The 20,302-nt window shown below is 73.5% G+C and carries 13 protein-coding genes; 8 read left to right on the forward strand and 5 right to left on the reverse strand.

Translation table 11 applies throughout. The features are described 5' to 3' along the window. Positions 1-599: 599 nt before the first annotated feature. From ADK86_RS01600 to ADK86_RS42920, 7 genes are all read left to right on the forward strand, one after another. Entirely contained in the window at positions 600-2,078 is a 1,479-nt protein-coding gene (locus tag ADK86_RS01600; RefSeq protein ID WP_078951693.1) for a hypothetical protein, read from the forward strand. A gap of 23 nt (positions 2,079-2,101) precedes the next feature. After that, complete coding sequence (locus ADK86_RS01605; RefSeq protein ID WP_053694901.1) at positions 2,102-3,091, forward strand: glutamate ABC transporter substrate-binding protein; 990 nt, start codon at positions 2,102-2,104, stop codon at positions 3,089-3,091. Between the two features lie 351 nt (positions 3,092-3,442). Next, positions 3,443-4,786 carry a hypothetical protein gene (locus ADK86_RS01610; RefSeq protein WP_078951694.1) on the forward strand — a complete coding sequence of 448 codons (1,344 nt, stop codon included), beginning with the start codon at positions 3,443-3,445 and terminating at the stop codon, positions 4,784-4,786. Beyond that, positions 4,783-7,686 carry a tetratricopeptide repeat protein gene (locus tag ADK86_RS01615; RefSeq protein ID WP_053694903.1) on the forward strand — a complete coding sequence of 968 codons (2,904 nt, stop codon included), beginning with the start codon at positions 4,783-4,785 and terminating at the stop codon, positions 7,684-7,686. Before ADK86_RS01610 ends, ADK86_RS01615 begins: the two co-directional genes overlap by 4 nt. Before the next feature lie 373 nt (positions 7,687-8,059). Next, complete coding sequence (locus ADK86_RS01620) at positions 8,060-9,478, forward strand: PP2C family protein-serine/threonine phosphatase (protein ID WP_420718817.1); 1,419 nt, start codon at positions 8,060-8,062, stop codon at positions 9,476-9,478. Between the two features lie 237 nt (positions 9,479-9,715). Continuing rightward, positions 9,716-11,098 carry a vWA domain-containing protein gene (locus ADK86_RS01625; RefSeq protein ID WP_053694905.1) on the forward strand — a complete coding sequence of 461 codons (1,383 nt, stop codon included), beginning with the start codon at positions 9,716-9,718 and terminating at the stop codon, positions 11,096-11,098. A 618-nt stretch (positions 11,099-11,716) separates the two neighbouring features. Beyond that, positions 11,717-13,162 carry an FHA domain-containing protein gene (locus ADK86_RS42920; RefSeq protein ID WP_234345633.1) on the forward strand — a complete coding sequence of 482 codons (1,446 nt, stop codon included), beginning with the start codon at positions 11,717-11,719 and terminating at the stop codon, positions 13,160-13,162. 101 nt (positions 13,163-13,263) lie between these two features. On the opposite strand, the gene ADK86_RS01635 is transcribed toward ADK86_RS42920, so the two are convergent. After that, positions 13,264-14,301, reverse strand: a complete 1,038-nt coding sequence (locus ADK86_RS01635; RefSeq protein ID WP_053694907.1) for a methyltransferase domain-containing protein — start codon at positions 14,299-14,301, stop codon at positions 13,264-13,266. A 74-nt stretch (positions 14,302-14,375) separates the two neighbouring features. On the opposite strand from ADK86_RS01635, the gene ADK86_RS01640 reads away from it, so the two are divergent. Beyond that, the gene (locus ADK86_RS01640; RefSeq protein WP_003987371.1) at positions 14,376-14,780 is read left to right on the forward strand and encodes a globin; all 405 of its coding nucleotides are present in this window, start codon (positions 14,376-14,378) and stop codon (positions 14,778-14,780) included. A gap of 141 nt (positions 14,781-14,921) precedes the next feature. On the opposite strand, the gene ADK86_RS01645 is transcribed toward ADK86_RS01640, so the two are convergent. From ADK86_RS01645 to ADK86_RS01660, 4 genes are all read right to left on the reverse strand, one after another. Continuing rightward, complete coding sequence (locus ADK86_RS01645) at positions 14,922-15,662, reverse strand: hypothetical protein (RefSeq protein ID WP_053694908.1); 741 nt, start codon at positions 15,660-15,662, stop codon at positions 14,922-14,924. After that, positions 15,659-16,108 (reverse strand): acyl-CoA thioesterase, encoded by a 450-nt coding sequence (locus ADK86_RS01650; protein ID WP_003980085.1) that lies wholly within the window; start codon positions 16,106-16,108, stop codon positions 15,659-15,661. The genes ADK86_RS01645 and ADK86_RS01650 overlap by 4 nt, the downstream gene beginning before the upstream one ends. Before the next feature lie 5 nt (positions 16,109-16,113). Further along, positions 16,114-17,778 carry an energy-dependent translational throttle protein EttA gene (ettA, locus tag ADK86_RS01655; protein ID WP_030594138.1) on the reverse strand — a complete coding sequence of 555 codons (1,665 nt, stop codon included), beginning with the start codon at positions 17,776-17,778 and terminating at the stop codon, positions 16,114-16,116. Between the two features lie 871 nt (positions 17,779-18,649). Further along, the gene (locus ADK86_RS01660; RefSeq protein ID WP_053694909.1) at positions 18,650-20,056 is read right to left on the reverse strand and encodes an LAETG motif-containing sortase-dependent surface protein; all 1,407 of its coding nucleotides are present in this window, start codon (positions 20,054-20,056) and stop codon (positions 18,650-18,652) included. Positions 20,057-20,302: the final 246 nt, after the last annotated feature.

Raw genomic sequence — 20,302 nt, forward strand, 5'->3', positions numbered from 1 at the left:
GGGTGGGGAGCTGAGGAGGGGGCTTGGCGGCGTGAGGAGCTGAGACGGGGCTTGGGCGGGGTGGGGAGCTGAGGGTGCTCGGCGGGGTGGGATCTTTCCGGCTGCCGGGATCCTTCCGGCTGCCGGGATCTTTCTGCCCGCCCCGGTCGTTCCCCCGCTCGGGGGGAGTTGTCAGGCGGGATCGTTTCGGCAGCGGGAGCGTTGTCCAGCGCCTCGGCCCCGGCGCGACCGCCGTCCGCCCTCCCACGTACAGGCCGGGTGGGACCCGTCGGGGGGCGGGTTCCGCCCGGGCCTCGCAGGCGAGAGCAGGTTTCGGCCGCGCCTACCGCCAAGGGCCGGATTCCCCGTCGTATACGGCGATTTCCGTACACGCGTGTCCTTTCGGGAACCGTGTCCGGCGGGCCGTGCGTGGTGGAGGGCGGGGGAACACGGATGACCGCCGGGCGGGAGGGTTCGGCGGGGTCCGATCCGCACATGATCCAGGCAATAACGGTGTGGTTGTCAGTCCCTGCGGCCATACTGACTGCTGGCCGTGCAACTGTTCCCGTGCGCCCGTCGCACGGGGCCGGGGCCGCCGTCCGCGACCAGGGGGAGGTTCCGTGTCCAACCCGCAGACCGGCACTGCGCCGCCGTCCGGCCGCACCCCCGTCCCCGGCCCCTCCGCCGCCGGTTCGGGCATCTTCGCGGGGTCCGGTTCCGCCCTCTCTTCGGGTACGGGCGCGGGTGCGGGTGCCGTCCGGCGGCGTACGGCATGGGCCGACGGCGTGGACCAGTTGCGGGCCGCCGCCACGACCGAGCCCGGCCGGCTGCGGATCATCGGGGCCGTACTGGCCTTCCTGGTCGTGGCGTTCGGCGCCGCGACGGCCTGGCAGGTCACCGACCGGGCCGCCGCCGCGCGCGACGTGGTGGAGCGCAGCCAGCCGCTGAGCGCGGACGCCGCGGACATCTACCGCTCCCTCGCCGACGCCGACACCACCGCCGCGAGCGGCTTCCTGGCGGGCGGCAAGGAGACCCAGGCCACCCGCAAGCGGTACGAGGCCGACATCGCCATGGCCGCCCGGCTGCTGGCCAAAGCAGCGTCCAACACGAGCGGTTCGGACACCGCCGCCCGCCAGATCGGGAAGCTCAACAGCCTCCTCCCCCGGTACACCGGCCTGGTCGAGACGGCCCGCACCAACAACCGCCAGGGCCTCCCCCTCGGCGGCGCCTACCTGCGCTACGCCAACGCCCAGATGCGCGGCGAACTCCTCCCGGCGGCGCGTGAGTTGTACGTGGCCGAGACGGCGCACCTCAGGGCGGACTACGACTCCGCGAAGGCGTGGCCCTGGCTGGCGCTCTCCGCCGGTGTGGTGGCGCTCGGCGCGCTCGTCTGGGCCCAGCGGCGCAACTACCGCCGTACGAACCGGGTGTTCAACTACGGTCTGCTGGCGGCCACGACCGCATCCGCCGTCGTCCTGCTGTGGCTGGCGGTCGGCCATTCCGTGGCCCGCGCGGGCCTGAACACGTCGTACGAGGACGGCGCCCGCTCGCTGAACGTCCTCAACGAGGCGCGCATCGACGCCCTCCAGGCCCGCGGCGACGAGAACCTGACCCTGGTGGCGCGCGGCGCCGTGGTCACCGAGGACCAGCAGGACTTCTACGAGGTCGGCTACCGCACCGGCATGAAGGACCTGGCGGGCGTGGGCCGGAGCGGCGCCGCGGCGGCGGACAGCAAGCTGGGCTCGGCCCTGGCGCTCGCCGACGACGACGCGGGCCGGCGCCCCGTACAGGAAGCGGTCGAGACCGTACGGCAGTGGCAGGCGCGGCATGCCGAGGCCCGCACCGCCGACGACCAGGGCGACTACGACCGGGCGCTGGCCAAGGTGATCGGCGGCGGCGCGGCGACCGGGCAGTCCTTCGACCGGGTGGACACCCAGCTGGCCCGGGCGCTGGACCACGAGCAGCGGCAGCTCAGACGGGCGGCCGACGACGGGCGCGGGGCGCTGACGGGGCTGGTGACGGGCGCCGTGGTGCTGGCCCTCCTGGGGGCGACGGGCGCGGTGCTGGGCATCGGGCGCAGGCTTTCGGAGTACCGGTGATGGGGCGGCCTGGTGATGGGGACATGACGACGCGGGCGAGGGGTTTGCGGAACCTGCGGGCCGCGCTGGCCCCGGTGGCGGCCGGGGTGTGCGTGATGGCGGCGACGGCCGCCGTCCTCGTCCCCGTCCTGGGCGGCGACGGCCCGGCGCCCCGCCCCGCGCCGTACGGGACGCACAGCGCCCGCGCCGACGCCGCGGCGGCGGACTGCACCCCCGCCAACGCCGCCGCGAGCCTGCGGCCCTCCCCGGAGGGCGGCCCGGCGGTGGACCGGATCAAGGCCCGGGGGCGGCTGATCGTCGGCGTCGACCAGAACACGTACCGCTGGGGCTACCGCAACCCGGCCACCGGCGATCTGGAGGGCTTCGACATCACCCTGGCGCGGGCGATCGCCGAGGACATCCTCGGCCCCGACCCGAAGATCACGTTCCGGGCGATCCCCACCAGCCAGCGCATCCCCGCCCTCCAGAAGCGCACCGTCGACCTGGTCGTACGGACCATGACGATCAACTGCGCCCGCAAGCGGCAGGTCGCCTTCTCGACCGCGTACTTCCAGGGCGGCCAGCAGGTGCTGGCGCCCGTCAACGCCCGGATCACCGGCTTCGACGACTCGCTGAAGGGCAAGCGGGTCTGTACGGCGGCCGGTTCGACGGGCGAGTCCCGGCTGGCCGAGGAGAAGCACGGCGCCCGGGTCGTGACCGTACCGAACCAGCTCGACTGCCTGGTGCGCCTCCAGCTCGGCGAGGCCGACGCGGTGGTGACGGACAACGCGCTGGCCGCAGCGCAGGCCGCGCAGGACCCGACGGTGCAGCTGAAGGGGAAGCCGTTCACCGACGAGCCGTACGGCGTCGCGGTCAACCGCGCCGACACCGACCTGGTGCGGCGGGTCAACCAAGTGCTGGAGGACTACCGCGAGGGCGGCGGCGGGAGCCGGTGGATGGCCGCCTACAGGAAGTGGCTCCAGGCGGACCTCCCCGGCATATCCAAGGCGCCCGAGCCCCAGTACAGCGACTGATCCGTGCGGGGGCCGGGCGAGCGCCGCGTACGGGGCGGCGCGTGGCGGGACCGGCGATGTGCCGCGTCAACGGGCGGCGCGCGGCGGTGCCGTCGGCAGGCGGCGGGGCCGGACGCCCTGCCGTGGAACGGCGTTCGCCCGCCGGTGGCGTCACCATGGACAGAGCCCGCGGGGCACAGAAGGGGGAAGGACGTGAGCACGGGAGGACAGGCGACGCCGACGGGGGCGGCAGTGCCGCCGGGCCGCGGACGCCGCGACCGCGGGCGCCACGACCGCAGCCGTACCGCCGTACGACCAGCCGCGACGGACGCGACGGCCGCCGCGCACCACACGCACTTGGAGAGGTGATCGATGGGGGTCCCCGGATCCTTCCCCGGCCCGCCGGGGAAGCCCCACACCCCGGTGATGGACCGGGAGGAGGTGGACCGTGCCCTGGGCCGGCTCGCTGCCGAGTACGAGGCGATCGAGACCTCGCTGCTCGCCCTCCAGGACCACGCGGGCCGCCGCCTCCTGGAGGGCGCCGAACTCACCGGCGTCACCAAGGACCGCTGGGCCGCCACCGAACAGTCCATCACCGTCCTGTGGGCACACTTCGACGCGTACACGGCAGCCCTCACCGCCGCCCGCGAACTGCGCGCCCGCCGCCGCTGGCCGTCCCCCGACGACCTGGCCGAACTGACCGAACTGCTCCGCGGCGCCCGCGTCACGGTCCCCGGCGCTGCCACCACGGGCGCCGCGCAGTTCGGCGGCCCCGCCCGGCTGAGCGAACAGTTCAGCCTGGAGGAACTGGTCGGGCGGATGAACACGCTGTACGCGGCGGCCCTGGACGTCATCGTCTCCGCCGACGCCGTGTGGTCCGCGCTGCCCGCCCGGATAGACCTGCTCGCCGCCGAACTGCGGCGCACACTGTCCCTGGCACGGTCGGTCGGCGTACGCCCAGGGGAGCATCCGGCCGGCGACGACCTGGAGCGGATCACGTACGAACTGACGCAGCTGCGCGCCAAGGTGATCTCCGACCCGCTGGCCTTCTGGTCCCCGGACGCCGACCGCAGCGCCGCGCCCGGCGGCGGCCGCCCGGACACCGCCCGCTACGACCGCGCGGCGCGCGCCCTGGAGGACGCCCGGCGGGAGATCGAAGCCGTACTGGACGTACGGCAGGACGCGGAGCGGCGGCTGATGCAGCTGCGCGACGTGCTGTCCCGGGCGGACCGTACGCTCACCGAGGCGCGGCAGGCGCGCGGCGAAGTGCTCGCGAAGATCGCCGCATCGGAGGTGCCCGCCGTCAGCGGCCCGCCCACCGCGCTGCACGAGCAGCTGACCACCGCCGCCGAGTACCGCCGGCACGCCCAGTGGCACCGCCTCTCTCCCCTCCTCGACAGCCTGGAACAACGCGCCGAGGAAGAACTGCACCGCGCCCGCGAGTCCCTGACGGCGGTCACCGCGCCGCTGGCCGTACGGGCCGAGTTGCGCGGGCGCCTGGACGCGTACAAGGCCAAGGCCGCGCGGCACGGCCTGGCCGAGGACCCGCTGCTGACCGAGCGGTACGACGTCGCGCGGCGCATGCTGTGGAGCGCGCCGTGCGACCTGCGGGCGGCCGAGCACGCGGTGCTGCGCTACCAGCAGGCGGTGGCCGAGGCGCTGCTGCCGCCGGACCCGGGCCCCGGACCGGCGGACGGACCACAGGGGGAAGCATGACCGAGGAGCACACCGGCGGCGCCCCGTGCCAGCGGCGCGACTGCCCCGGCACATACGAGGACGTGGGCGCCGGCGAACTGTACTGCGACACGTGCGGACTGGCCCCGGTCGTGTCGCCGGACGGGATGGTGGGGTCGCCGCCTACGGGGGTTACGGCGGGGCGCAGGGGCCGGGACTGGGGTTCGGGGGTTGGCGGTTCTCAGGGGGCCGGGGGGTCAGCGGGCTCCGGAGGTTCCGGGGGCACAGGTTCCGGGGGCGCAGGTTCCGGCGGCTCCGGTTCCGCCGAAGGCCGGACCTCCGCCTCCGCGCGTTCCGCGACCTCGCGGCGTTCCGTATCCGGCCGGCTCTCCCGCTCCCTGTCGGGCACCTCGACGCGCTCGATGTCGGTGTCCGTGCGCAGCGCCGGCCGCGGCAGCAGTTCCGGACCGGCGCGCGGGCGGCTGGGCGCCGGGCTGGTGACGGTGCCGGAGGTGCCGCGCCCCGATCCGCGTACGGCCGTCCTGGAGAACCCGGAGGTCCCCGAGCGCAAGCGATTCTGCAGCCGTGGCGACTGCGGCGCCCCGGTGGGGCGGGCGCGCGGCGACCGCCCCGGCCGTACGGAAGGTTTCTGCACCAAGTGCGGCCACCCGTACAGCTTCGTGCCCAAGCTGCGCCCCGGCGACGTGGTGCACGGCAGCTACGAGGTCGTCGGCTGTCTGGCGCACGGCGGCCTGGGCTGGATCTACCTGGCCATCGACCGCGCGGTCTCCGACCGCTGGGTGGTCCTCAAGGGCCTGCTGGACACCGGCGACGAGGAGGCACTGGCGGCCGCCGCGTCCGAGCGCCGCTTCCTCGCCGAGATCGAGCACTCCAACATCGTCCGCATCTACAACTTCGTCGAGCACCTGGACCGTACGACCGGCAGCCTGGACGGCTACATCGTCATGGAGTACGTCGGCGGCAAGTCCCTCAAGGACATCGCCAACGAACGGCGCACACCGCAGGGGCGCCGCGACCCGCTGCCGGTCGAGCAGGCGTGCGCGTACGGCATCGAGGCCTTGGAGGCGCTCGGCCACCTGCACAGCCGCAACCTCCTGTACTGCGACTTCAAGGTCGACAACGCCATCCAGCAGCACGACCAGCTCAAGCTGATCGACATGGGCGCGGTCCGCCGGATGGACGACCACGAGAGCGCGATCTACGGCACGATCGGCTACCAGGCGCCCGAGGTCGCCGAGTCGGGCCCGTCCGTCGCCTCCGACCTGTACACGGTCGCGCGCACCCTCGCCGTGCTCACCTTCGACTTCCAGGGCTACACGAACGTCTTCGTGGACTCGCTGCCCGACCCGGACCACATCGAGGTCTTCCGTACGTACGAGTCCTTCTACCGCCTCCTGGTGCGGGCCACCGACCCCGACCCGGCGCGGCGCTTCTCCTCGGCGGAGGAGATGGCGGAGCAGCTGACGGGGGTGCTGCGGGAGGTCGTGGCCCTCCAGACGGGCGAGCAGCGGCCCGCGCTGTCCACGCTGTTCGGGCCGGAGCTGCGCGTCGTGGACACGGATGTGGTGGCGCGGGCGGAGGGCGACACGTCCCTGCTGGGGGCCCGTGCGGTAGTGGCCGGGCGGCGCCGTACGGGGTCCAACGGGCGTACGGCGTGGCCGTTTCGCCCGGGGCGGCGCTTCGGGAACGCGGTCGTCGGTCCGGCCACCGGCATCGGCGCCCCGGGCGAAATCGGCGGCGGGGGGACTTCCGGCGCCCCGGCCACCGTGGGCGGTACGGGAACCGGCGGCGGCCCAGGCGCCGCGGCCGGCCCGGTCGCGGCCCCGGCCGGGCGGGGCACCCGGCCCGCCGTTCCCGCCCAGGTCGCGTACGAGGTCACCTCGGCGACCGGCCCGCGGGCGGAGGCCGGCGGGGCGCGCGGTGCGCCCGTGCTGCGCCCGCTCGACATCGGGCTCGCCGTCCTCGCCCTGCCCGTACCGCGCGTCGATCCCGCCGACCCGAACGCGGGCTTCCTGGCCGGGCTGCTGGCCGCCGCCCCCGCCGAACTGATCGGCGCGCTGCGCGCGGCCCCCGCCGACACCATAGAGACGCGGCTGCGAAAAGTGCGCGCCCAGTTGGAGATGGGCGACGGCGCGGCAGCCCTGCGCGAACTGCACGCCATCGAGGCGGAGCCCGACCGGGACTGGGCGGCGGACTGGCGGGTCGTCTGGTACCGCGGCCTGGTGGCGCTGACGAACGACGACCGCGAGACGGCGGCGCTGTCGTTCGACGCGATGTACGACGCGTTCCCCGGCGAGTCCGCGCCGAAGCTGGCGCTCGGCATCTGCGCCGAGGTGCTGGGCCAGCTCGACAACGCGGCGGAGTACTACCGGCTGGTGTGGGCGGCCGACCACAGTTATGTGAGCGCGGCGTTCGGGCTGGCGCGGGTGCGGCTCGCGGACGGTGACCGGGCCGGCGCGGTGGCCGCGCTCGAATCCGTACCGGAATCCTCCATTCACTACACTGCCGCGCGCATCGCGGCGATCCGGGCCCGGCTGCGGCAGCGCTCCGCCAAGGACGCGCTCCTGGAGGATCTGCGGGCGGCGGCCGGGGAGGTCGAGCGGCTGGCGGAGTCCGGGCTGGACGCGGAGCGCCGCGAGCGGCTGACGACCGAGGTGCTGGGCTGCGCGCTCGACTGGGTACTCTCCGGTAGCCACGGTGCCGAGCAGCGGGGGCGTACATTGCCGTCCGGGGCTCAGGACCCGGGTTCCGGCGGCACCGCCGCCCGGCCCGGTCTGCTCGGCAGCGCACTGGACGAACGCGGCCTGCGCTTCGGCCTGGAGCGGTCGTTCAGACTGCTCGCGCGGCTGGCGCAGCGCGGCGAGGAAAGGATCGAGCTGGTGGAACGGGCCAACCGCTTCCGCCCCAGGACGTGGGTGTGACATGGGTGTGACAGGGCCGTTCCGGTGTGCGAGCTGCGACGAGCCGCTCGAACCGGGGGACAACTACTGCGGGTTCTGCGGCGCCGACGTCGTGGCCCCCGCCGGACCGGACGGTACCGGTGACCGCCCTACGGTTCCGCTGGGCGACGCCGCGGGACATGCCGCGCCCGGAGCGGCGGGACCGGCGGGGTCGGTGACACTGCCGGCGGGGTTCTTGATGCCGGGGGCGGTGGAGGCGGGAGGTTCGGGGCAGGCGGCCGGTCCGGGCGAGGCTCCGGGGACGGTTCAGGCTCCGGGGCCGGTCCAGGCTTCGGAGCCGGTCCAGGCTTCGGAGCCGGTCCAGGCTCCCGGCCCGGTTCCGCCGCCCGTGCCGGTGGCCGCTCCCGCACCGAGCCCGGCCCCACCGTACGCGCACACCGCCGCGTATGGCACGCAGACGCCCGCGTACGGCGCCCGGACCGCCGCGTACGGTACGCAGCCCCCTGCCACATACGGAGCCCAGGCCGGGCATGACGGCAACACCCCGTACGCGCCCGGCGCGACCGCCCACCCGAACGGCGCGGCACCCGGCCCTCACGCCCCCGTACCACCACCTCCGCCCGGCTATGCGCCCGGCGGGCCGCAGGCGGACGCGCAGTCGCGGGCGCCGCACGCGGAGGCCAGTGTTCCGCCGTCGTCCGGCCCCGCGCCGGGCCCGCACGGCGGCGCGCCGGATCCCCGGGTCGTCGGTTACGGCACCGGTGCCGAGTCTTCGCACGGCCCTTCGGGCGACCGTACGCCCGGCGCGCCGGGGGAACCGGCGCAGCCGCCCCAGCCACCGGGGGCACCGCTGCCGACCGGTCCGGCCTCCTCCCCCGAGCACCAGACCCCCGCCCAAGGCACCCGTATCTGCGCGGTGTGCCACGCGGGGACGGTCGCCCAGGACGGCTACTGCGAGAACTGCGGCCATGCGCAGCCCCGCGAGCGCGACCACATGGAACGGGAACTGCCGGGCGTCGCGGCGGTCAGCGACCGGGGCCACCGCCACCACCGCAACGAGGACTTCTTCGCGATCTCCGAGGGGACGCTGCCGGACGGTTCGCCCGCGGTGCTCGCCGTCGTCTGTGACGGCGTCTCCTCCGCGTCCCGGCCCGACGACGCGTCCGCCGCCGCTTCCGGGACCGCGGCCCGGTCGCTGCTGGCCGCCCTGCCTGCCGGTACGCATCCGCAGCGGGCCATGCACGACGCGATCATCACCGCCGCCAAGGCCGTCAACGCCCTGGCCGCCGCGCCCCAGCAGCACGACCCGTACCGCCAGCAGAACGCGCCCGCCTGCACGTTCGTCGGCGCGGTGGTCGGCGGCGGGCTGCTCGTCATCGGCTGGGTCGGCGACAGCCGCGCGTACTGGATCCCCGACGACCGCAGCGCCTCCCCCGTCCGCCTCACCGAGGACGACTCGTGGGCGGCGCAGATGGTCGCCAACAACCTGATGTCGGAGGCCGAGGCGTACGCCGACGACCGCGCGCACGCGATCACGGGCTGGCTGGGTGCGGACGCCTACGAACTGGAGCCGCACACCGCTTCCTTCAAGCCCGACGGACCGGGTGTAGTGGTGGTGTGCACGGACGGGCTGTGGAACTACGCCGAGGCCGCGGAGCAACTCGCCGCGGTGCTGCCGGCCGACGCCCACGACCGGCCGCTGCACAGTGCGCGGACCCTGGTCGCCCACGCGCTCGCGGGTGGCGGCCACGACAACGTAACGGTGGCGGTGGTGCCGTTCCCGGCGCCACGGGGACGGGCAGGATCGCCCTGAGAACCTGCCTTGAGCGTGCCGCCCGCCCGCGCGGCGGCACCTGCGGCCGGAAGCCGGGGAGCTTCCGGCCGCGTCCGGACGTTCCATAGAGGCGACCGCCACCGCACCGAACCGCACCACCACGAGTACGGCGCCAACGGGGGGATGGTCATGGGGACTTCCGCCCGACCATGTGTCTCGTCACCGCCGCTCGGCCTCGGCACCTGAGCCGCCCGGCGGACCGAAGGAGCGGAACAGATGGCCAATTTCGCCAAGTCCAGCGTGCCGCGGTTCTCCGCAGAGGTGTATCAGAACGAGTATCTGCCCGAGGGCGGGCGCGAGGTGAACGCCATCGTCACCGTCACCGCCACCGGCGGCGGCACCAGCGGCGGTCTGCCGCTCTTCGCCGCCGGTACGGACGCGGGCGGCCTCGGCGCCGCGCGCGGCCGGGACAGCGCCGGAGCCGCCCGGCACGCGGGCGTCGTGATCATGGTGGACTGCTCCGGTTCCATGGACTACCCGCCCACCAAGATGCGCAACGCGCGCGAGGCGACCGCCGCCGCGATCGGGACCGTACGCGACGGTGTCGCCTTCGCGGTGGTGGCCGGCACCCACCAGGCCGCCGAGGTGTACCCGGGCGGCGGCCGGCTCGCCACCGCGGACCCGACCACCCGCGCCCAGGCCAGGGAGGCGCTGCGCAAGCTGAGCGCCGGGGGCGGCACCGCCATCGGCACCTGGCTGCGGCTGGCCGACCGGCTGCTGACCGACGCGGACGTCGGCATCCGGCACGGCATCCTGCTCACCGACGGCCGCAACGAGCACGAGTCGCCCGAGGACCTGCGCGCCACCCTCGACGCCTGCGCCGGGCGCTTCACGTGCGACGCCCGCGGCGTCGGTACGGACTGGGAGGTCAAGGAGGTCACCGGCATCGCCGCCGCGCTGCTCGGCACGGCCGACATCGTCGCCGACCCGTCCGGGCTGGCCGCCGACTTCACGCGGATGATGGAGGCCGCGATGGGCAAGGAGGTGGCCGACGTCACCCTGCGGCTGTGGACACCGCAGGGAGCGGAGGTCGCCTTCGTCAAGCAAGTGGCACCGGCCGTGGCCGACTTGACCGGCCGCCGTACCGAATCCGGCCCGCGGACCGGCGACTATCCGACAGGTTCCTGGGGCGACGAGTCCCGCGACTACCACCTCTGCGTACGGGTTCCGGCCGCCGGGGTGGGCCAGGAGATGCTGGCCGCGCGGGTCTCCCTCGTCCTCCCCGAGCTCGGCGGGTCCGCGCCGCGGACGCTGGCGCAGGGGCTCGTACGGGCCGTCTGGACGGACGATATGGCCGCTTCGACCATGATCAACCCCCAGGTTGCCCATTACACGGGACAAGCCGAACTGGCACAGGTCATCCAGCAAGGGTTGGATGCCCGCAAGTCGGGTGATGCGGACGGCGCCACGGCCAAGCTGGGCCGGGCCGTACAACTGGCGAGCGCGTCCGGGAACGAGGACACTGCGAAACTGCTTGCGAAGGTGGTGGACGTCGTCGATGCGGCGACCGGTACTGTGCGACTGAAGGCGAAGGTCACGGAGGCGGACGAGATGACGCTCGAAACGCGCTCGACCAAGACAGTTCGCGTCAAGAAATAACAAACTAGACGTACTACCGAACACAATCGGTACTGAGGGGGAAGATCCGACATGCCGACCTGCCCGAACGGCCACCAGTCGGTGGCCGAAGACTGGTGCGAGGTGTGCGGCCACCGGATGGCGGGCGCTGTTCCCCCGCCGCCCTCCCTGCCCGCGGGATTCCTCAACACGCCACCGGCCGGCCAGCCGAGCCCGCAGGGCGGGCACGGCGCTCAGGGTGGTCCTGGCCCTCAGGGTGGTCCGGGGGCGCAGGGTGGGTCTGGCCCTCAGACCGGTGCGGGGGCTCAGGGGGGTCCTGGGCCTCACGGGGGTCCCGGCGAGACGGGTGGTCCCGGGGGTGGCGGAGCTCCGGGTGGCTTCGGTGGTCCCGGGGGTCCTGGCGGTCCCGGCGACTCCCAGGGCGGGCAGGGTTTTCCCGGGGGCTCTCAGGGTGGGCAGGGTTTCCCAGGCCCCGGCCAGCCGCCGGGCCAGGCGCCCCAAAACGCAGCACCTCAGAACGCGGCACCTCCGGCCCCGGCCCCCCAGGGACCGGCATCTCAGGGACCCGCATCTCAGGGCCCGCCGCCGCCCGCGCCGCAGGGTGGGCCCATAGGACAGGGTCCGGCGGCGCAGGGGCCGATGGGCCAGGGCGGCCCCGGCCCGGCGCCCGCGCCCGGTCCGCAGGGCGGCCCCGGCAGCCAGGGCGGGCAGGGCGGTTACGGCTTCCCGCCCCCGGCCTCCGGCCCGAGCGCCCCGCCGCCTCCCCCTCAGGGTTTCGGCCCCGACCAGTCCGCCCAGCCGGGCCCGCCCCCGTCTCCGAACCCGCAGAGCCAGCCCGGCCCGCAGGGCCAGCCGGAGCTGTGCCCGCAGTGTCGTACGCCGCGTGAGGCCATGGCCCCGTTCTGCGAGGAGTGCCGCTACAACTTCCTGACGCACTCGGCGACCTCATACGCCCCGCCGCCGCCCGCCCCGCAGGGCGGCCCCCAGGGCGGGCAGGGCGGTTACGGCTTCCCGCCGCCGCAGCAGGGCCCGCCGACCCCGCCGCAGCAGTACGAGTACCAGGGCTCGCGTCCGTCGCAGATCAACCGTCCCGCCGAACCGCTCGCTCCCGAGCAGTCCGGCCAGTTCGGCATGCCCCCGCAGGGAGGCCAGCAGGGACCGGCCGGTCAGCCTGGCCACCCCACTCCGCCTCCCGGACAGCAGCAGCCGGGCCCGCAGACCGGCGCGCCCACGGGGCAGCCCGGCCCGACGCTCCCGCCCCGGGCAGCCGACGACGACTGGCCGCTGCCGCCGCCCAGCGCGCAGGCCGCGCCTCCGCCGCCCGCGCAGCCGGGTCCGCAGGGCGGCCCGGAGCACAGCCAGGGCGGGCAAGCCAGTCAGAGCCCTCAGGGCGGTTACGGCTTCCCGCCGCCACAGCAGGGCCCGCCGACCCCGCCGCAGCAGCAGGGCCCGTACGAGCCTCCGCAGCCTCCCCAGCAGCAGCCGCAGCCTCCGTTCGAGCCTCAGCAGGCTGCGCAACAGGCTCCGCCGCAGGCCCCGTTCGAGCCGCAGCAGCAGCCCGGCCCGTTCGGCCAGCCGCCGCAGCAACCGGGCCCGCAGCAGCAGCCGCAGCCCGAGCAGCAGTGGAACGCCCCCGCTCCGGGCCCCGCCGCGCCGCCCGGTCCGCCGCCGGTCGTCGGTGACGGCTGGGTCGTGGCGATCGCGCCGGACCGCGAGTACTTCATGGCCATGATGGGCCGCAGCGGCCCGGAGGCGGCGGGCCTCAACCTGCCCGCGTACTCCCCCGAGCAGCAGGTCCCGCTCGCCGGCGGCCAGATCACCATCGGCCGCCGCCGGCACAGCACGGGCGAGTCCCCGGACATCGACCTGGGCCGTCCCCCGGAGGACCCGGGCGTCTCGCACCAGCACGCCCTCCTGGTCCAGCAGCAGGACGGCAGTTGGGCGGTGGTCGACCAGAACTCCACCAACGGCACCACCGTCAACCTCGCCGAGGACCCCATCCAGCCCTACGTCCCCACCTCGCTCCACGAGGGCGACCGCATCCACGTAGGTGCCTGGACCACGTTGACCGTCCGCCGCGCGTAACAGCTGCTGCGCGGAACAGCGGAACTGGAGAGCGCCGGCAGCAGCACGGGTGCTGCTGCCGGCGCTCTTCGACATCCGGAGGGCGCGCGCTGCGCACAAGATCACCCTCCACCCAGCGGCCACCGATGGGTCCCGCCCGGCGAGTCGAGCCAGGCGTACTGCTCGCTCCCGTCCACCGTGACGCCGAAGCGCTCACGCCGCGGACGGTCCTCGCGCCGCCACAGGCCGAGGATCTCGTCGAGAGGGAGGCTGTCGGCAACCAGCGACCACAGGAAGTGAAACCGTTCATCACGGAGCGCTTCGCGCGGCAGAGCGTCGCGCGGGGCCCGGCGCCTTCCGCCGGCGGCGAGGTCCGTGCCGGTGGGGGTACGGACAGGGGTACGCAGCGGTACGAAGTACGCGGGCGTGGCCAGGAAGCGGCCCTCCGCCCGTACGGCTTCGGGCTCCGTGACCCGGAGCGCGATCAGCCCGGTGGCTAGCGGGGCCAGGACGAGCGCGCCGGCCGTGCACTGCTCGATCCACGCGGTGGGGACGGACGGCAGCGCGCAGGTGGCGATGATCCGGTCGTACGGCGCCCGCTCCGGGCACCCGAGGGCGCCGTCACCGGTCACCACGGCGGGCCGGTATCCGGCCGCGGCCAGCCGGTCCCGCGCCGGGCCGGTGATCTCCTCGTCCAGGTCGACCGTGGTCACCCGGTCCGCGCCCAGCCGGTGCGCCATCAGGGCCGCGTTGTAGCCGGTGCCCGTACCGACCTCCAGGACGCGGCACCCGCCGCCGGTCCCCTCCCGCTCCCCGACCCGCAGGTCCTCCAGCATCATGGCCATCAGCGACGGCTGGCTGCTGGAGGACACCAGCTGGCCGTCCCGCATGTACGTCGCCAGCGCCGTGTCCGTATAGACGCCCTCCAGCCAGCGTGCCCGCCGCTCCGGGTCGTGGTCGGAGCCGGACAGGCGCTGGTATCCGCGGGCCGTGGCCACGAAGAAGTACGGCACGAACAGGTGCCGCGGCACCTCCTCGAAGGCCGCGCGCCACCGCGGGTCCTCCAGGTGTCCGCCCGCCCTGATCTGCCGGACCAGCCCGGCACGTGCCGCGGCCGTCGGTTCGCGGCCCGGCCGGGGACCGGACTCTGTACCGCTCATGTCTCCACTGTCCTACGTCGCAGGTCCTCGGCCGAGCCGTCCGGCACCGCCGAGTCGTCTGACACCATGGACGGGTGAACAAGATTCCGCGCGGCACGCTTCAGGAACAGACCTTTTACGAGCAGGTCGGCGGCGAGCCGACCTTCCGCCGCCTGGTGCACCGTTTCTACCAGGGGGTGGCCGAGGACCCGCTGCTGCGGCCGATGTACCCGGAAGAGGATCTGGGACCGGCCGAGGAGCGCCTCGCGCTCTTCCTCATGCAGTACTGGGGCGGGCCCCGCACATACAGCGACAACCGCGGTCACCCGCGCCTGCGCATGCGGCACGTTCCGTTCAAGGTCGACCGCGCCGCCCACGACGCCTGGCTCAAGCACATGCGGGACGCGGTGGACTCCCTGGAGCTGTCCCCCGAGCACGAGACGCAGCTGTGGAACTACCTGACGTATGCGGCGGCTTCGATGATCAATGCCGCTGACTGAGCGTTCACCGATCGATATCGAACGTTCGCCGAACGATACGGCCGACTATGCCGCCATGGGGCTTGAAGCCATCAGGGCCGGATACGGAGATCAACTCCGTACCCGGCCCTGACGCACGTCCAAGGCGGCTGCCCGCCCTTCTCAGGCCGGCATGACCGGCAGCGCGGCCAACCCGCCCGTACGCACCGCGACCGATCCGTACGGCGTCCGCAGTCGCAGCCAGCCGCCCGCGGCCAGCAGGGTCAGCGTCGGCGGCTCGGCCAGCGCGGCCCCGGCAGCGTGTCCGGTGCCCGGGTGCCCGTGACCGCCCGCCTGTGCTTCGGCCCGTACGGGACGCAGGAAGCCCAGGGACTGCGCGGCGTGTGCGGCGCGCAGCGGCAGGTGGGTGTCGCCCAACGTACGGGACCAGATCTCGCGCCCGATGCGGTCGCGCTCGGCGCGCGTACGGCGCTCCGGCGGCAGCGCCTCGTCGCGGGCGCGGAACTCGGCGACGGCCAGCGCCACGGTCCGGCCGAGCGCCTGCGGCGACGGCAGCCCGGGTACCTGCTGCCAGCCGCCGCGTGGCGGCAGGACCCCGGTCCACGGCGGGCCGGTGACGGGGGCGGGCAGCGTCAGGCTGCCCGTCGGCTCGTCGATGCCTTCGAGCAGGTCACCGGCGGAAACCGTGAGATCGAGACCGGCGCCGGGCAGGGCCGCTGCCGGTGCCAGGCGGGCCGTACGGATCGCCAGCACCTCGAAGGACGGCGGGCGGCCGAACACCGCGAGCACGCCGTCCCCGGCCTGCAACCGCACCGCTGCGGCACGGTCGTAGTGGATCAGCCGGGCCAGGAAGGCGGCGAGGTCCGCCGCCTCCCCGGCATCGGCCAGGCGCAGCGCCGTCATGCGGCGACGGCCCCCTCCTGCTGCTTCGCGTCGTCCCCGGCGCCGTCGTCCAGGTACTCCCGGAGGAACGACTTCTCCTCCGCGGTGATACGGCGGGGCCGCTGCTGGGCGAAGTCGTACGGGACGACCACGGTCGAGGCGCGGACGTACACCGTCTCCTCGTCCTTGATCTCGTACGCGATCGTCATCGACGCGGCGCCGATCTTCGTCACCCACGACTCGACGGTCACCGGCGCGTGCCGGTGCACCAGCGGCCGTACGTAGTCGATCTCGTGGCGGGCCACCACGGACCCGCCCGAGAAGGACGCGCTGCCCTCGCCCGGCGCCAGCCGCCACATGAAGTCGATCCGCGCCTCTTCGAGGTAGCGGACGAACACCGCGTTGTTGACGTGGCCGAAGGCGTCCATGTCCGACCAGCGCAGCGGGCAGGAGTAGAGGTGTCGCACGCGGCTCAGCCCCGGGTGAGCTTCTTGTACGTGGCACGGTGCGGACGGGCCGCGTCCGGGCCCAGCCGCTCGACCTTGTTCTTCTCGTACGACTCGAAGTTGCCCTCGAACCAGAACCACTTGGAGTCGCCCTCGTACGCCAGGATGTGCGTGGCGACGCGGTCCAGGAACCAGCGGTCGTGGGAGACGACCACGGCGCAGCCGGGGAACTCCAGCAGCGCGTTCTCCAGCGAGGACAGGGTCTCGACGTCCAGGTCGTTGGTCGGCTCGTCGAGGAGCAGCAGGTTGCCGCCCTGCTTGAGGGTCAGCGCCAGGTTCAGACGGTTGCGCTCACCACCGGAGAGCACACCGGCCGGCTTCTGCTGGTCCGGGCCCTTGAAGCCGAACGCCGACACATAGGCGCGGGACGGCATCTCGACCTGGCCGACGTTGATGTAGTCCAGCTCGTCCGACACCACGGCCCACAGGGTCTTCTTGGGGTCGATGTTGGAACGGTTCTGGTCGACGTAGGAGACCTTGACCGTCTCGCCGACCTTGATCTGGCCGGAGTCCGGCTCCTCCAGGCCCTGGATCATCTTGAACAGCGTGGTCTTGCCGGCGCCGTTGGGGCCGATCACGCCGACGATGCCGTTGCGCGGGAGGGTGAACGACAGGTCGTCGATCAGGACCTTGTCGCCGAACGCCTTGTTCAGGTGCTCGACCTCGACCACGACGTTGCCCAGGCGCGGGCCCGGCGGGATCTGGATCTCCTCGAAGTCCAGCTTCCGGGTCTTCTCCGCCTCGGCCGCCATCTCCTCGTAACGGGTCAGGCGGGACTTGGACTTGGCCTGGCGGCCCTTGGCGTTGGAGCGGACCCACTCCAGCTCTTCCTTCAGACGCTTCGCGCGCTTGGCGTCCTTCTGGCCCTCGACCTTCAGGCGGGCGGCCTTCTTGTCCAGGTACGTGGAGTAGTTGCCCTCGTAGGCGATCGCGCGGCCGCGGTCCAGCTCCAGGATCCACTCGGCCACGTTGTCGAGGAAGTACCGGTCGTGGGTGACGGCGACGACGGTGCCGGCGTACTTGGCGAGGTGCTGCTCCAGCCACTGGACCGACTCGGCGTCCAGGTGGTTGGTGGGCTCGTCGAGGAGCAGCAGGTCGGGGGCCTCCAGCAGGAGCTTGCACAGCGCCACGCGGCGGCGCTCACCACCGGAGAGGTTGGTGACCGGCCAGTCGCCGGGCGGGCAGCCCAGCGCGTCCATGGCCTGCTCCAGCTGGGTGTCCAGGTCCCAGGCGTTGGCGTGGTCCAGGTCCTCCTGGAGCTTGCCCATCTCCTCCATCAGCGCGTCGGAGTAGTCGGTCGCCATCAGCTCGGCGACCTCGTTGAAGCGCTTGAGCTTGTCCATGATCTCGCGCGCGCCGTCCTGGACGTTCTCCAGGACCGTCTTGGACTCGTCCAGCGGCGGCTCCTGGAGGAGCATCCCGACGGTGAAGCCCGGGGTCAGGAACGCGTCGCCGTTCGACGGCTGCTCAAGACCGGCCATGATCTTCAGCACCGTCGACTTGCCGGCGCCGTTGGGCCCCACGACACCGATCTTCGCGCCAGGCAGGAAGCTCAGCGTCACGTCGTCAAGGATGACCTTGTCGCCGTGCGCCTTGCGCGTCTTGCGCATCGTGTAGATGTACTCAGCCAAGAGAAACCGTCCGGCAGTCTGGATCTGTCATGGTCAATGCGGCTCCGCCGCGTGGGCCGATGAGCGGCTCCGCCGCGCGAGGGCAGATACACCCCATCTTGCCGTACGGCCAGCCCACGATGGAAACGAGTACCTTACGGGGGCGGGGCCGGGGGGTGTTTGCGGGGGTGTGAGCGGGGGCGCGTGAGCGGGGGTCCGGGGCGGCGCGCCGTGGTCGGGGAGGCCGCCGGCCGCCGTGGTCGGGAGGCCGGGCCGGCCGCCGTGGTCGGGAGGCTGTACCGACCGCCGTGATCCGGGGTCCGCGGCGCCGCCGTGATCGGGAGGGGGTTCTGGCCCTCCCTGCCCTTCTCTTTCGTGTCCTGTCCGGGGCCGCCGCCACATACGACGACCGCCCTCCGTGGCCGGGGAGCGGTTACGGCTCGGGCGTGGAGGGCGGTGTGTGGGTGCGTGGGGTGCGCGGGGTGCGTGGGGTTACGGTCCGGGGGCGTGTGCGGTGTCCGCGGGCGGTCACGGTTACGGGGTCGGCTTCCGCGGACGGTCACGGTTACTGCCCGGGGGCCGCATCACGGCCCGAGGCCCGCGTCACGATCCGGGCTCCGCGTTACGGTCCGAGGCCCGCATCCGGCCACGGGTTCGGCGGGCCGCCGCTCTCGCGTGGTGGGCGGGTGTGCCCGCTCACACCGGGGGCGGCTCGCGCTCCGTCGGCCCGGTCGGCCGATCACCCGGCTCCGTCGGCCCGGCCGGCTGATCACCGCGGTTCCGTCGCTCCGGCCGCCGGATCACTCCGGCCGCGCCGGATCACTCCAGCCGCGCCGGTCCGGCCACCGGGGCGCTCCCGCACCCCGATGACCGGATGACATCCGCGCCGTGCTTACTGGGTGACGCCCGCCTTCTTCTTACGGAGGAAGAAGACCGCGCCGCCGCCGACCACGACCAGCGCGACCGCGACGCCCGCGATCACCGGGGTGGCGCTGCTGGAGCCGGTCTCGGCGAGGTCGCCGCCGCCGGTGGTGCCGTTGGTGCCGGCGCTGCTGCCGCCGGCCGTGGCCGGGCTGGGCTGCGACGAGGGCTTACCGGGGGTGGTACCGGCGGTCTTGCAGTCGAGGACCCCGGAGAAGGTCTTCGTGAAGCCGCCCTCGCCCTTGATCGTGATCTCGTACGCCTGGTCCTCGCCGACCGGGACGGTGATCGTCTCGGACTTGCCCGGCGCGATCACGTGCTCCTTGCCGGAGAGCTGGAAGCGGAACGGCGCGTCACCCTTGTTGGTGGCCGTGACGTCCACGCCGCCCTTGGCGCAGTTCTTCTCCGCGGTGACGGCCGGGGCCGCGCCCTGCTTCTTCCAGGAGGCGGTCGCGGTCGCGGTCGCGGTGGACTCGCTGGAGCCGGCCAGGATCATGGTCTGGCTCTTGACGCGGCCGACGCTGCCGGTGAAGGCCCGGCCCACCGACACCTTCGTGGCGGCCTGGGCGGTCAGCGACATGGCGCCGTCCTTCGTACCGGCCGGCACGTCGAAGAAGAGCTTGGTGCCGTTGGACGCCTTGGTGACGGGCTTGCCGTCCGCGCCGACCACCTTCACGCCGGCGGGGGCACCGGCGGCCGGAGAGACGGTGACGTTGCCGGCGTTGGTGTGCACCGTGACCGGGCCGAGCTTGCTGCCGGACTTGCCGGAGACGGCCGGCGGGTCCAGCTTCAGCGACGCCTCGGGCTCGGCGAGGCTCTGCGCGCTCTTCTCCAGGTAGTCGGCGAGCTTCTCGGCCGCGGGGTCGACGGCGTCGACCTTGACGTGGTCGGAGAAGCGCCAGATCGCGACCTGCGTACCGGCAGCAGCGGTCTTCTCGCTCAGGCTCGGCGCACCGGCCTTCTTGGCGAGCGAGGCCAGGTCGTTCACCTGGGGGTACGAGTTCTGCAGGATCCAGCGGATCTTGCCGGCGTCCTTGTTGTCGTGCAGCGAGGACGCGCTCCAGGGCACCTCCTGGTACTTCGCCATCTGCTGCGTCGGCGTGCTGATGTCGATGCAGTACGTCTGGAGGATGCCGCCGTGGTCGACCTTCATCTCGAAGAGTCCGGCGCCGATCTCCTGGTCGCGGCCGTTGGCGTGGAGCACCGCCTGGCCGTAGGTCTTCAGACCGTCCAGCGTCGCGCTGGCGCCTCCGTGAGCGGGCGTCGTCTCGTCCGCGGCAGCGGGACCCGCGGTCGCTATCGCACCCGCCGCGACCAGACCCGACGCCAGGACCGCGGCGGCAAGGCGGGCTGCGCCCCGCCTCTTCACTGAAATCATGAATTTCCCCTCTGGGCGAGGCGGGATCGATTGGGGAGAAGCCTCGCCGGAATGAACCCAAGGAACTCAACAGCCGAATACATCAGCCCCCGTGAGTACTCGTGAGTACCCGTCGGATCCTAGAGAGCGGGCGCAACAGGGTCCCCCGTAATACCGTCCCATAAGCGATCCGAATCGCAATCGTTACCGACTACACCCCACTTGACCTGGCATTATCGACAAATCTCCGGGACTTTCCGGGCACTG

This window comes from Streptomyces sp. NRRL F-5755, from assembly GCF_001279365.1.
In the GTDB taxonomy this organism is placed as follows: Bacteria; Actinomycetota; Actinomycetes; order Streptomycetales; family Streptomycetaceae; genus Streptomyces; species Streptomyces rimosus.

Excerpts from the sequence above, each read along its gene's own strand:
- ADK86_RS01660 (WP_053694909.1), bottom strand. The coding sequence starts at position 20,056 with ATGATTTCAGTGAAGAGGCGGGGCGCAGCCCGCCTTGCCGCCGCGGTC.
- ADK86_RS01625 (WP_053694905.1), top strand. The coding sequence starts at position 9,716 with ATGGCCAATTTCGCCAAGTCCAGCGTGCCGCGGTTCTCCGCAGAGGTG.
- ADK86_RS01605 (WP_053694901.1), top strand. The coding sequence starts at position 2,102 with ATGACGACGCGGGCGAGGGGTTTGCGGAACCTGCGGGCCGCGCTGGCC.
- ADK86_RS01635 (WP_053694907.1), bottom strand. The coding sequence starts at position 14,301 with ATGAGCGGTACAGAGTCCGGTCCCCGGCCGGGCCGCGAACCGACGGCC.
- ADK86_RS01645 (WP_053694908.1), bottom strand. The coding sequence starts at position 15,662 with ATGACGGCGCTGCGCCTGGCCGATGCCGGGGAGGCGGCGGACCTCGCC.
- ADK86_RS01610 (WP_078951694.1), top strand. The coding sequence starts at position 3,443 with ATGGGGGTCCCCGGATCCTTCCCCGGCCCGCCGGGGAAGCCCCACACC.
- ADK86_RS42920 (WP_234345633.1), top strand. The coding sequence starts at position 11,717 with ATGGGCCAGGGCGGCCCCGGCCCGGCGCCCGCGCCCGGTCCGCAGGGC.
- ADK86_RS01615 (WP_053694903.1), top strand. The coding sequence starts at position 4,783 with ATGACCGAGGAGCACACCGGCGGCGCCCCGTGCCAGCGGCGCGACTGC.